Annotated in this window: 12 protein-coding genes; 11 read left to right on the top strand and 1 reads right to left on the bottom strand. The window is 35.0% G+C overall.

Features of this window, described 5'->3' with window-relative positions:
- Positions 1-390: 390 nt before the first annotated feature.
- The 5 genes from HZI73_RS23955 (at position 391) to HZI73_RS23935 (ending at position 4797) form a co-directional block, all read left to right on the top strand.
- A complete protein-coding gene (locus tag HZI73_RS23955; RefSeq protein WP_212695856.1) occupies positions 391-1158 on the top strand; it encodes a hypothetical protein in 768 nt (255 codons plus the stop codon).
- A gap of 28 nt (positions 1159-1186) precedes the next feature.
- On the top strand, positions 1187-1789 hold the full coding sequence (locus HZI73_RS23950) for a TetR/AcrR family transcriptional regulator (protein WP_212695855.1): 603 nt from the start codon (positions 1187-1189) through the stop codon (positions 1787-1789).
- 28 nt (positions 1790-1817) lie between these two features.
- A complete protein-coding gene (locus HZI73_RS23945) occupies positions 1818-2849 on the top strand; it encodes an amidohydrolase family protein (protein ID WP_212695854.1) in 1032 nt (343 codons plus the stop codon).
- A 250-nt stretch (positions 2850-3099) separates the two neighbouring features.
- A complete protein-coding gene (locus HZI73_RS23940; RefSeq protein ID WP_212695853.1) occupies positions 3100-3465 on the top strand; it encodes a BlaI/MecI/CopY family transcriptional regulator in 366 nt (121 codons plus the stop codon).
- Between the two features lie 6 nt (positions 3466-3471).
- Positions 3472-4797 carry a M56 family metallopeptidase gene (locus tag HZI73_RS23935; RefSeq protein ID WP_212695852.1) on the top strand — a complete coding sequence of 442 codons (1326 nt, stop codon included), beginning with the start codon at positions 3472-3474 and terminating at the stop codon, positions 4795-4797.
- A gap of 178 nt (positions 4798-4975) precedes the next feature.
- Here HZI73_RS23935 and HZI73_RS23930 read toward each other — a convergent pair whose 3' ends face one another.
- The gene (locus HZI73_RS23930; RefSeq protein ID WP_212695851.1) at positions 4976-5716 is read right to left on the bottom strand and encodes a sugar phosphate isomerase/epimerase family protein; all 741 of its coding nucleotides are present in this window, start codon (positions 5714-5716) and stop codon (positions 4976-4978) included.
- An 886-nt stretch (positions 5717-6602) separates the two neighbouring features.
- On the opposite strand from HZI73_RS23930, the gene HZI73_RS23925 reads away from it, so the two are divergent.
- From HZI73_RS23925 to HZI73_RS23900, 6 genes are all read left to right on the top strand, one after another.
- Positions 6603-8204, top strand: a complete 1602-nt coding sequence (locus HZI73_RS23925) for a complex I subunit 5 family protein (protein WP_212695850.1) — start codon at positions 6603-6605, stop codon at positions 8202-8204.
- A 256-nt stretch (positions 8205-8460) separates the two neighbouring features.
- On the top strand, positions 8461-9732 hold the full coding sequence (locus tag HZI73_RS23920) for a DUF1576 domain-containing protein (RefSeq protein WP_212695849.1): 1272 nt from the start codon (positions 8461-8463) through the stop codon (positions 9730-9732).
- 8 nt (positions 9733-9740) lie between these two features.
- The gene (locus HZI73_RS23915; protein ID WP_212695848.1) at positions 9741-10085 is read left to right on the top strand and encodes a hypothetical protein; all 345 of its coding nucleotides are present in this window, start codon (positions 9741-9743) and stop codon (positions 10083-10085) included.
- Between the two features lie 181 nt (positions 10086-10266).
- On the top strand, positions 10267-10629 hold the full coding sequence (locus HZI73_RS23910; RefSeq protein WP_212695847.1) for a DUF2294 domain-containing protein: 363 nt from the start codon (positions 10267-10269) through the stop codon (positions 10627-10629).
- 125 nt (positions 10630-10754) lie between these two features.
- Entirely contained in the window at positions 10755-12629 is a 1875-nt protein-coding gene (locus HZI73_RS23905; RefSeq protein WP_330619649.1) for a DUF4914 family protein, read from the top strand.
- Positions 12630-12640: 11 nt separating this feature from the next.
- Entirely contained in the window at positions 12641-13876 is a 1236-nt protein-coding gene (locus HZI73_RS23900) for an L-lactate MFS transporter (RefSeq protein ID WP_212695846.1), read from the top strand.
- The last annotated feature ends 8 nt before the right edge of the window (positions 13877-13884 follow it).

The raw sequence follows: 13884 nt of genomic DNA, 5'->3' as shown, positions 1-13884 counted from the left end.
CAAGTTAAACCTATCATATACCCCTTATAATAGCCCTAAACTCATAAACACAACAACACTGAACAAGTAGTACATAAAATCTTGCAGCATAGCAAAAATTAAAATAAAAACAATAATAACGAAATCCCTTATATTAGCCCAAAACTCTTAACCCCCTCAACAACACATCATCCATCCCATAACTTAATCACCACAAATCAAAAAATATACCACCACAGCATTGACAATCACAATAAACCATGTTAATATGACCATAAGTCATATGACTAATAGTCACAAATGATTTTAAAACGTAATCAAGACATACAAAGGGGGGAGTCTACTTCAGCATTACATTGTACTTAAAAAAAACCATAAAAAACATTGTAATATGCAAAGGAGGCAGTTAGAATGAAAAATAGAAATAACAGTTATTGGAAAGATGTTGTTATGGCAACAGTTATCGCAGGTATCGGTTATTGGATTCTATCATCAGCAACCCAAACAGGTCTTGTGGATATCAGCATAGAAGCTCTTTTGTTTTTTACAGGAAGTATGATAGCTTTTTGGGGATTTTCTAAATCAGGTAGAACTGTAAATCCCTATTTTAAGAAATTCCAGCTGTTTTATGGAATCACCTATTTAACAGCGGTTATTTCATTCTGTATAGCCATATACTACTATATTGGCAACCCAGAAGTTATTGAAGTTGGACTTGAAGAAGCAACAAGTAATAATTTGCTTATGGTGATGAGTTCGATTAAGTCCCTTACGTTTGTTTTCTTAATTATTGCATGGGTTTATTTTACGAAGCATCTAGACATTGATGCAACAAAGAAGAAAAAAATAGCCATGTTTTTTGTAGGGTTTTTCCTATACCTAGGGGGATCCATCATCATCTATTTTATGACCGATGATATGAATGTCATATCCCTTGGTGTTATTGTGGGTATTGTTATCGGTATATTTGCCATCATAGCTCTGGATAAAAGAACCCGTTACTTGACAATGGTTTTTGTTATCTACAGCAGTATTCATCTCATTGAATTTTACATGATGGGTAAGGGAGAAGCGTTAACAACAGGTTTTAATAATGTGGTTTATTGGTGGGTAACAGTGTTGTACGTCCTTGAAATTAGACGATGGATTGTGAAGGCGTTAAGCAAAACATCCGTTTAACGTCATTAAAAATTGGAGGGAGATAAATATGCCAAAAGATACGTTTTTTAATTTGTCAGAAGAGAAAAGACAACGTATTATTGATGCAGCAGTTCTTGAGTTTTCTAAAAGCCATTATAACAAAGTCACCATTGATGGTATTGTAGGATGTGCAGAAATACCGAAAGGAAGTTTTTATCAGTATTTTGAAAATAAGGATGATTTGTATACCTATACGTTCAGTCAGATTGGTGATCGGAAAAAAGATACATTAGAAAAAACCGAGCAATATATAGATACTTTAACTTTTAGAGAGTATTTACTAAAAATGTTGGAAGATGCGACGGAGTTTGAAGATGAAGATCTTGTACTTATTCAATTAAAGGATAAGTTCATGAACGAATGCCCTCAAGAAGTCCGAAGAAAAGTGTTAAAAAATGAAATACCCAAAAGCTACCGACTGCTTGAGAAAGTGCTAACGGCCTATATCCAAAAAGGTGAATTAAAAGAGGATTTGGATGTGAAGGTGGCCGCCTATATCATTACCACTTGTATAGTGAATTTGGAGAACTTTGAATTTGATGAAAATGAAAATATGCATGATGTGGTGATTCGTATATTTAATGTACTCATGGGTAACTTAAGTAAATAGGGTGCTGACCATGAATGGAGGTCTTTATATGACAAAGCAAGAATTTGTTAAGCAAGAACGCTATTTAAAGTTAAATGATGAAGGGGATTTTATAATTGACTATGATGGAAAGCTTGATATTATTGATTTTCATACCCATATGTCTAACGTACTTCCTCTAAAAGTTGTTGATCCTAATACAAAAGGTAATAAGGTGGCGTATAAAACTCTTCCACCCATTGAAAAAATGGATTTATCCGTGCCTTATTGGACGAAGATTGATGTGAATGAAAAACGTAAAGGTATATGGTCAGTTATTAAGTTTTCTCTTGACGGCTATAGCATTTTTAAAGATATGGCCAATGGAGGAACCTATGAGAATTGTTTTCGGTCACAACAGGAGAATAGCATTAAGCATAACGTGGTCCTTCCTCTTAGTACAAAGAAAAGTGACCGTTCCATGGAGGCTCTAAAGCTTGCAAAGGAATTTCCGGAGCGATTCACAGCATTTTGCTCGGTACATCCTCAGGATCCTCAAATGGAAGAAAAAATTAAGCGATACAAAAAACTTGGCTTTAAAGGACTGAAACTCAAAATTAGCGATATGGAGCTTAAAGATGATTTTGAACCGCTTATCCAATTGCTAAAAGCTTGTTACAGCGTTGATTTTACAGTTTTATTACACACCGGTTCATTAACCCATATCAAACAGGAAAATACATCCAATACCATGTGGAAGTTAATAAAATCTACACGGGTAGAACTGTTCGGCGATTTATTAAAACATTTACCACATGATTTTAAGTTTGTGTTTGGTCATAGCGGTATTGCTGAGTATCAGCTTGTGGCAAAATATATGAAAGCATTTCCTGGAAGTTACGCAGAATTATCGTGTCAATCAGCAGATAGTATCCGTTATTTAATGGAAGAGGTGGGATACGAAAGATTAATATTTGGGTCTGATTGGCCTGCACTTCCTCAAGCCATAACACTTTCTAGAGTGTTAATCGCAACAGAACATGACGATGAAGCAAGGAATCACATGTTATATAAAAATGCTAAGAAGCTTTTGGGTCTATAGTGATCTGTCGTTTTATTATCAGCAATAATAGTTGTTATAAGAAGACAATCAATATGCAAGGGTTAGTCCATAAATAGTTTTTTAGAATGGTTTCTAGGTAAAACACGTTCTTTTGCTATCCATGGATTAACCCTCTATTTGGTTAAAAGCATAAAAATTTTGAAAATTTCTCAGGCTTTTCTTGACAAAAGGGGACCACAATCGTAAACTAATAGTATATGATTTTATTAACACCAAAGGAGCGTTATACATGAAAAAACTAAGTGAATCCGAATGGATGGTTATGAAGGTGTTATGGGAACGTCCGCATATCACACTAAAAGAAATTACCGCTTTGTTAGATGATAGCGAATGGAGTTATTCTACTATACGTACATTGGTGTCCCGATTAGTTAAAAAGGGAGCTGTATCAGCTGATAAAACCACAGGTAATTTTAAGTACTACCCAATTGCTGAAGAGTCAGAATGCAAACAGCAAGAGGCTCAAAAATTTCTATCGAGAGTGTTTGATGGGTCCATATCGATGATGGTATCAACTTTAGTGATGGATAGTAATCTATCAGAAGATGAACAAAAGGAGCTTATGGATATCATAGAAAAAATTGATGGGGAGTGATAATAGGTGAATGTTTTACTGGATATGACAATAACAGGTAGTATAACAGCTATTATCCTTCTTATCATAAAACGTATATTCAAAAATAAGTTATCCCCTAAATGGCAGTTTTATATATGGGCAATCCTGCTTATACGATTATTGATTCCTAGTCTCCCAGAAAGTGATGCCAGCTTATTTAAGAATATACCTTCATCTGACCAAGCAATCGTAAAAGAGTACGACTATCGCTTACAAGAATCCGTTAAAATATATTATAGTCCTAGTGGTAATGGGCAACAGTTCATTACATTAAATAGTAACATGCTTGATCGTATTATGAAGATTTGGTTAATAGGTGTTGCACTATCAGCATCTTATTTTATACTTGTTTATATGGTATTTTTTATACGTGTAAATCGACTAAAAACATGCGAAAATAAGGACATCAAGCTGCTGTTTAAGAGGTGTAAGAGTACGTTACATATAACAAAAGACATTGAGATACTAAGTGGATATCCTACCCCTATGTTGACGGGTATATTTAGACCTAAGATTATGATACCTGAGGGGTATACCATGGATGAAATGCGTCAGATATTTTTTCATGAGTTATGCCATGTAAAATATGGGGATGTGTTTTATAATTTATTAAATACCGTTCTACTATGCGTGCAATGGTTTAATCCCATCATGTGGATTGCCACGTTTACCATTAGGAGAGATATGGAACTTCTCTGTGATCAACGGGTGTTGGAGATCACGAGTAATCGAAAACTCTATGCAAAAGTCCTTCTAAAAACAGCATTACGTAAAAGTAAATTTATCCCATGTACCACATCCATTCAAAACGGCGAAAAAGAAATTAAAAAACGTATTAAGTTTATTGCCAGTAAACGAAAAAATAAGTTAATGTATACCATTATTGCAGTTATTGTCATGATGGTTGTCAGTTTAATATGTCTTACAAATGGAAAAGAGAGTCAAGCATCACCAACACATCATGCGAATTCTGTAACCACTGAGAGGGAAGTCGATGAGGACAGTAATCTTATCTATGTTGTACGTAAAAAATATGCGCCAAACGGCCATGAAAATAATGCATATTTTGAAGTGAACTATTATGATATTGATGAAAAAGATGTGAATCTAGCCTCCGATAATACCTTGCTGGAATATATAGAATATGAAAAGCTCATTAAAAGAAATCAAGAAAAAACATCCGAAGACATCATAGGCGAAGATCAATATATCTATGAAAAAACCATTAAGAGTTTAGAGGATAGAGATATGACCGTCTACTCCAAGAAAAAGGGTGATGGTACATTGGTAAAAAAGATCATTATACCGTAGCCATGATGTTATAGAAGGCGATTCATGCATTAGAATCTTGCAGATATAAGTAGGATGAAGTTTATAGGGAATAGTAAATTTATATAAAAAAAGAGGAGCCTATCATGATGAACCATGACTGCTCCTCTTTTATGTTATAACAAGTGTCCCAGTGAACCACATATGAAGCATATGATTCTTATAGCGATTGTAGGTATTGAATACTCTGGGTAATGTTGGTCATACCATCTGGTTGTGGTTGGTCATTCTCCACAATTGCCCATGGGCAGTTGATGGCTTCAGCTTTTTTGAGAATAGCAGGTATATCCATGAACCCTTCGCCAATAGCTGCAAAAGTCATTTCACCATCCAGCTCCTGCATATCTTTAATATGTATACGTCTAATCAATGACCCATTTGCATCCATATATGGAAGGACTTCTAGGCCGGCTCGTTTTACCCAATGTGTATCCAGCTCCATGAGCATATGGCTTTCTCTTGTCAACTGAAATAACAGGTCAAGACCGTACATGTCGCCGATTTTCTCAAACTCATGATGATGGTTATGATATAAGAAGGTTAACCCCACTGCTTCTAAACGTTTTCCAATGGTGTTAAGTCGGTCGGCTAAGTGGCGAAGTTCTTCTTCTGTATCCCACGTAGCCCAAGGACAGATAATCACATCGTTTCCAATGGCCTTATTGTAAGCGATGACTTCTTCTAAATCATCTTCTAGAGCCTCCAACATGATATGATGTCCTACAACCTCCAGTTGAAGACGATTGAGATGATTTTTTAACACTTCAGAGGATAAACCATAGGTGCCAGCCAGTTCAACACCTTCATAACCTAGAGCTGCAACTTTTTCTAATGTACCCACAAAATCTTCTTGACATTCTTCTCGTACGGTATAGAGCTGCACTGCAATTTTTGGAATCATAATGTCTCCTTTCTCGTATATGTATACGATTACAAATATAATGTTGTTGACCCAAAATATAACTATGTATAAAATACTTATAACTTTATAATATATCGTCAACTAACAACTGTCAAGACTTAGATGGTATATTATGTAATCCGTTACATTATGAATGCTATTTTTTAAATTGTGACACTTAAAAAGGTTGCCATAAAGGATGAGTTATGTTATCATAGGATTAATATGGGAGGGGACTCTGATGGATGGATAATCCAGTGTGAGCCACTTCATAAGTAAAACTGATTTAGCCTTTTTTTGATATGTAAAGATATGTAATGATAGAATGAGTTGGAAGACTATTGAATGGTAGATAACCAGTCACATGTAAGTCAACGTTCACTTTAATGAGTAAGTGAATGTTGACTTTTTTATTTTCTTAATATGAAAAGTATCTGAATTTAGCATATGAAAAACCACCTAATTAAGCCTGAAAAATGACTTATTTTTTATGTCAAAAGGTTTATAACATAATTTAGATGGATGTTTGTTTTATAAGTGTTCATGACGGTAAAAGTGGATTAGATATTAAACTACTGATGGTATATATAACCTATATACAAAACTTGTTTTGTTGCCAACAAGAGAGTTCTTCCCACATCAGTAGTTTAATATCTAATGCCACATTTACTTGTGGTACGTCAATATGGTATAATAATGTTATCTTAGCTAACAGGAGATGTTAAGTTCATGATAAAAGGATGGTCTCTTATGAGAAGATTAGTCATAGCTGTTATAATCGTTATCTTTTTTCTATTTATTTTTTCACAAAGAATCATTGCTCCTTGGTAGGTCATTGAGCGTTAATGATGCCATGGTTACGTGATGATGATTAAGGGAAGGAAAGATGTCCATGCAGTTGTATTGGTTTGTTCTACTACCGATCATGATTGCCTTACTTGGATATATATGCACAGGAATAAACAGGAAATACCTTATACTTTTTTCGCAAATCATTTATTTGGTCATGGCAGTGAATACCTTAGTTCAAGTGCATATGACTGGACAACTTATTAATACATTAGGGAATTATCCTAGAGGTATAAGCATAACCCTAAGAGCAGATGCCATTACAGCTGTGTTTGTGCTGTTAAATGTCTTTCTGTTTTCGGTTATGCTACTATTTAATTTTCATAAGCACTACATGAATAAACTCTTTTTATTTCTTTTTTTAGTCTTAGAAGGACTTATTAACGGTATCTTTTTATCTGGAGATTTGTTTAACCTATACGTTCTTATAGAAGTATCGACAATTGTTGTAAGTATTCTTATTATGTATAAAAGAGATACACAATCCATCTATGATGGTATGATTTATCTCTTCACTAATCTTCTATCCATGACATTCTTCTTGTTTGGTATTGGTTATATCTATAAAATATTTGGTGTCCTTGATATGCAGCTTATAAAGGATAGTATGCCCCTCGTAACACATTCAAAAAGTTTACTTCTGCCCTACGCATTTCTGTTGACAGCCGTAGGATTTAAATCAGCTATTATGCCCTTGTTTAGTTGGTTACCAAGAGCTCATGGCACACCGTCAGCCCCCTCTATTGTCTCAGCCATTTTATCTGGGCTGTATGTGAAAGGCGGCATTTACTTATTTATAAGAATGCAAGATGTGTTTCAGTTTAACATTGAAACCCATCAAATCTACATCATCATGGGTCTACTTACGGGTATATTTGGGTTTGTCTTAGCTGTATCCCAAGATGATATAAAACTTATTTTAGCCTATAGCACCATCAGTCAGATTGGTCTGATTTTAGTAGGTGTATCCATGAAGAATGACTATAGTTATTGGGGCAGTATGTATCACATTGTTAATCATGCCATCAGTAAATCAACGTTATTCTTAGCCGCGGGTATCATTATTGAGACATATAAAACAAGAAATATAAGGGAAATCAGAGGTGTGTTTAGGCGCATGCCCTTTATAGCATGTATTATCATTTTTGCCATATTAGGAATAACGGGTGCTCCCCTTTTTGGAAGTAGTATATCAAAATATTACATTCAAAAAGGCAATCTCACATCCAATGTGATAGAAATGAGCTTAATCTTTATTAACTTAGGGACCATTGTGACCTATATCAAATATGCAGCCATGTTATTTGGTAAGAGTGATGATACAAGTACCATGACATGGAATCAGAAGCTCTCATTGAGCGTATTAGCCAGCATTTGCTTATTAGGTGGGGTTCTAGGACCAGTGATTATTAATATGCTGTTTAATGTATCATTAAGCGTTAAGATAGGCGATTATTTGATTAAAAGCACAATCTATCTTGTAAGTATTCTGATAGGTTTTATATTTTATAGATATGTATATAAACACATGGGTGTATTAAAAAAGATTCGCGATATTGAACTGAATTTTAACCAAATTGTATTGCTTATTGCCAGTTTTTTTGTGTTCCAATTAGTGTATCTGCACATGACCCTTTAACATGTGACTAGAAACCCGATACAAGGTAGTGCTGCAAGAAAATGGAGTAGCCTTATTTAGTCCATAAATTATCAGTTATCAAGGAATATTATATGCTTCATGGTAAAAGATAAAAAAATGGGATTAGATGAAAATGTATATTAAGAAAGCTTTTAAAATCCATTGATAAAATGTCAAGATTGTGATAAGATTAACAAGGCTATATTTGTTTTATTTGATGCAAGTGAATTAAATATAGAGTATGGGGTGGGAATTGATGCAACTATATCAAATTCAAGAAAAGGAATTGCATAAAGAACAGAAGTTACTGATTCTTCTTATGTTTCCCATTAGTTTTATGATATTTGGAATTGGTATAAGTGTGTACCAAGCTGATTTTAACACATTAGCTAAAGGTGTTGTCGATATCATTGTCTCACCAACAATCCTTTTAACAGATTTTTTAGCTATAGGAGGAATAGGGGCGGCTTTTGTCAATGCTGCGGTTATTGGTTTCTTTAATTTGTATTTATTGGCCTATTATAAATTGAGAATAAATGGTTTATTGATAGCAGCTTTCATGACCGTTATTGGATTTGCTTTTTTTGGTAAGAACCTCTTTAATGTAATCCCCATTTATCTGGGGGGATATATGTATACTAAATATCAAAGAATTGCATTCAAAGATAGTATATTGGTCATCATGTTTGCTACAGCCTTGGCCCCCATTATCAGTGAAATCAGTTTTGGTGATATATTGCCTACATATATAGCTTTACCTTTTGGTATTATTGTTGGGATATTTATTGGATTTATCATTGTGCCTCTTTCGACGCAAATGTTGAAATTTCATGATGGTTTTAATCTCTATAATATTGGCTTTGCATCTGGGATTCTAGGAACAGTTTTAACAAGCATATTTAGAAGTTTTAAGATTGAAATTGAACCTGTAAGTATCATTTATAAAAATAATAGCTGGCTGATTGTCGGTTTACTTATATTTTTATTTTGTTATTTAATGATCATAGGTCTTTATGTTAATCGACACGTGTTTAAACATTTTACAGAAGTATTTAAGTATAAAGGAAGACTTGTAACCGATTTTACTCATTTAGTTGGGTACGGTATAACATTTTTTAACATGGGCATCATGGGACTTTTGTGCATAATATATGTGATTATGGTGAAAGGTGTTATTAACGGGCCTGTTATGGCAGGGATATTTACGGTTGTGGGATTCTCCGCTTTTGGTAAACATCTAAAAAATTGTTTTCCAATTGTACTTGGGGTTTTTATTACTTCTCTTGTTCTGGGATATGACCTATCTTCTACAGGTATGATTATTTCATTATTATTTTCTACAACGCTTGCTCCTATTGCTGGGTCTTATGGTATTGGTATTGGTATCGTGGCAGGTATGATGCATTTAATGTTGGTAACAAATGTTGGCGTCATTCACGGAGGTATTAACCTATACAATAATGGTTTTGCAGGAGGTATCGTTGCAGGATTTATAATACCTATTGTAGATGCTTTCAAAAGGGAGTGATATCGACTATGCAACATGAGATTAAAAAAATTACCCGAATCGTTGATGAAATGCTTACCATGTTTATGATGACTGGAACCCATGAAATGGATGTACGTATTCAAAAAGAACAAGACAAAACATCCATTTATTTTACCCAATATGGTTCTACTTTTGATGATGACTACATTGAGCAGCTAGAAAATAATCTGAATATACAGAGACAATGTGAAGTTGAAGGGTATTATTGGCAATTGACAGGTGAAAATGACATGGATGAGCAATTATTCTTGGTTGGTGCTATGATTGACCAAGTTATTATTGAAAAAGAAGAAGGAAAGCTTTCTATTGAATTAGTAAGATTTAACCCCTAGAACATGGTCTTATGAAGACTTGGGAAAATGTAGATATAATGCAAGATATAAATAAAAATCTTGCAAACGTTGGATTCGTATGGTATTATTTTAATGAAAAAGCAAGGAAGGGTTGTAAGATGGATTTGTCCAGCTTGAACCAAGCCTAATACGCTTTTTCATATGAATAGGAGATATATTTATGACAAAAGGACAGACAGAAGCCAAAATATGTGAAGTCGTCACCCGTTTTGAGGCCGATTATATGGGAAGAGGTCCTAGACGCATTAATGCAAAAATTATGGATGATGTTGTTTTTGTAAGACAATGGGGATTCTTGACGGCTGCGGAGCAATTGCTTGCAGAAACCCATGATGGCACGGAGCTGATAAAGAAGATTCGGTCCCGTCTTTTTGAGAAGGCCAATTCACAATTTAGACAAGCAATTAATGAAGTCATTCCTTCAAATATCATAAGTATTCATTCTGATGTGAGTACCATTACGGCAGAGAAAATCGTTGTGGTTACTTTTGATGAAAACATTGAAATAAAGTTTAATAAATAAAATTATTTAAATTTATATAGAGATACTTGGAAGACAAATTAAAAGGTTTTTAACCAGTTAAAAGTAAGCCAAAATTCGCGTTAACCAGACGTGAATTTTGGCTTGCTTTTTTTAGAAGGAGGAATATGATGAGTGTATTTGATTTATCAAGATTTAAAGTAAACGAAGATGTGAAGGCTATATTAGATTCAGCTTCAAAAGTGACAGTACCCAAAAGTAGAAAACATCTACTTGATCTAGCGACTGGTGGCGGACAATCCGTCTTTAAAGTGAATTATATGGTTGATGGAATGGGCTTAGTTGAGGAAGCGACCGTTACTAAGTGTAAAAATGGAGCATCTGTTAATTACCTTGAAGAGTATATGAGACGACGTGATCCAGATTGTATGCTTATTGGGGATAACAAACATACAGATAAGACCCGATACAAAGAACGTTACGGTGATGAGTTTGATGGGGTAAGACGAGAAACTTATGAATGGCTGAAAAAGCAAGAGTTAATTGTCATGCCTTTATATGCTGGAGATAATGAATTCGGTTCTCCTACCCTACTTATTTGTCCAATCAATGCTGCCTTTTTTGCAGCAGGGCTAGCTGATTTACAAGGGTTTATTCCAGAAGCTGAAATCGGTGAAACTTTTGAGCCAAGAGCAATTATCTATTTAGCACCACCTTTTAGACATACACATTTTGATGGCAAGCAAGTGGTTGTCCACAATCGACTTGAAGATGTTCATGAAATCTTTTCATTTAATTTATATCCAGGACCAAGTGCCAAAAAAGGAATCTATGGTGTCCTATTGAATATTGGTGAGCTTGAAAACTGGACAACGGTTCATGCATCAACAGTAAAAGTAACCACACCTTATGATAACTCTCTGATTATCATGCACGAAGGTGCTAGTGGTGGTGGAAAAAGTGAAATGATTGAAGAGGTACATCGCGAGGTAGACGGTAGTATACTCTTTGCTGAAAGTATCGTAACTAACGAGCGTATATACTTGGATATCGCAGACACCTGTGATTTGAATCCAATAACAGATGATATGGCTATGTGTCATCCAGAGCTGCAAAATAATAGAAAATTAGTGGTTAAAGATGCTGAAGCGGGATGGTTTTTAAGATTTAACCATATTACAGAATATGGTACATCACCACAGCATGAAAAACTTTGTATACATCCAAAAGAACCTTTAATATTCTTAAACATGGATGCTTCTCCTGATTCTACCATTCTTATATGGGATCATATTGAAGATGCTCCAGGTAAACCTTGCCCTAACCCAAGGGTTATTATGCCAAGAGATTTCGTACCTGGTGTGGTTTCAGAACCTGTTGAAATTGATGTACGTAGCTTTGGTGTACGAACACCAGCGTGTACAAAATCCAATCCAACTTATGGTATTATCGGATGCATACATGTATTACCTCCTGCATTAGCTTGGATATGGCGATTAGTTGCTCCTAGAGGGCATGCTAACCCCAGTATTACAGACTCAGAAGGTATGACCAGTGAAGGTGTAGGTTCTTATTGGCCATTTGCTACAGGTAAAATGGTGGACCAAGCGAATTTATTGTTAGAGCAAATTATGAACACACCAAGTACAAGATATGTCTTGATTCCAAACCAGCATATTGGTGCTTATGAAGTTGGCTTTAATCCACAATGGATTGTAAGAGAATACTTAGCTCGAAAAGGTAGTGCTAAGTTTAAACCAGAACAATTAGAAAAATCACGTTGTTCATTATTAGGGTATTCTTTGAAGCGATTAAGAGTTGATGGCTATACCATTCCTCAAGGTTTATTACAGCCAAATCACCAGCTAGGTGTAGGTGAAGAAGCTTACGATGAAGGTGCTGCTATACTGAAAGATTTCTTCAAACGTGAAATTACTAAATTTAACACAGAAGATTTATTGCCTCTTGGAAGAGACATCATCAACTGTTTCCTTAATGATGGTACAGTGGAAGATTACGTGAAATTAATACCAATGAAATAAGGAGTATACCTATGAAGAACCATATACAGAACAGTATAAGCCGTTCAAGTGATCATGATGGTTATCGAAGATGGATGCTTGTTATTCTAGGGATGATTATGTTTATCTGCTTAGGTACAGTCTATTCATGGAGTGTGTTTAAGACACCTATAGAAGAGTTGTATAACATTAACGCCGCTATAAGCGGACTACCCTATTTAGTTTTTTTGTTGATGTATACCGCATCTATGGTTATAACGGGTAGGATGATTGACCGTGTTGACCCTCGAATAATGATTATAATCGGTGGTCTCATGGTAGGTGTAGGGTGGATTCTATCTGGAGTGGCTGTATCCTTTAGTATGATTGTACTGTCCTACGGTGTCCTTTCCGGTGCTGGCGTAGGTATTGCTTATGGTCCTCCTATAAAAGTTATATCCAGTAGTTTTGTAAAAAAACCGGGTGTAGCCTTAGGCTTATTGCTTGCAGGGTTTGGTTTATCACCATTAATAACAGCTCCAATAACGAAACAGCTTATTAATCAAATAGGTATCCATGATACATTTATTGCAGTAGGGGTTTTCTTCATTGTAGTGATACCTCTATTGGGATTATGTTTTAAGAAACCTCAAGTACAGGAACAACACGTAAAGATTCAGAGCAAGATGACGGAAGATTCAAGTGTACGTGCACTGATTAGGAATACCAAATTTCAAGGATTATGGTTATGTTTTGTGATCGGTACCACCATTGGTCTGATGATTATTGGTATATCCAGCCAGATTGGTGAAGAGCTCTTTGGCATTGACACCAATACAACGGCGACCCTATTGGCTATTTTTGCAATATTTAATGCAGTTGGACGTCCTCTTTTTGGTTGGATTACAGATAGATATAGTCCGTTTATAGCAGCAATGGTTTCATTTATACTTATTTTTATTTCGGCTTTACTCATGTATGCTGCCACAGACTATCGAATCGTACTTTATGTTATAACCCTATCGATTTTCTGGATGAACTTAGGTGCATGGCTTTCCATTGCACCAACCACCATAGCCATGTATTTTGGTGAAGCCAACTACAGTCGAAATTATGGTGTGTTGTTTACGGCGTATGGTATAGGTGCAGTGATAGGAACACCTATGGCCGGTTTAATTCGTACACAGTTTGGTAGTTATAAATATGTTTTTATACCCATCATGTTTTTAGCTGTTAAGGGTATAATCATTGCTCTATTTACCATAAGAAATAAAAAGAAATTAACCTAATAAAAAAT

Source organism: Vallitalea pronyensis (assembly GCF_018141445.1).
GTDB lineage: Bacteria > Bacillota > Clostridia > Lachnospirales > Vallitaleaceae > Vallitalea > Vallitalea pronyensis.
This window is presented reverse-complemented; position numbering and strand designations above follow the sequence as displayed.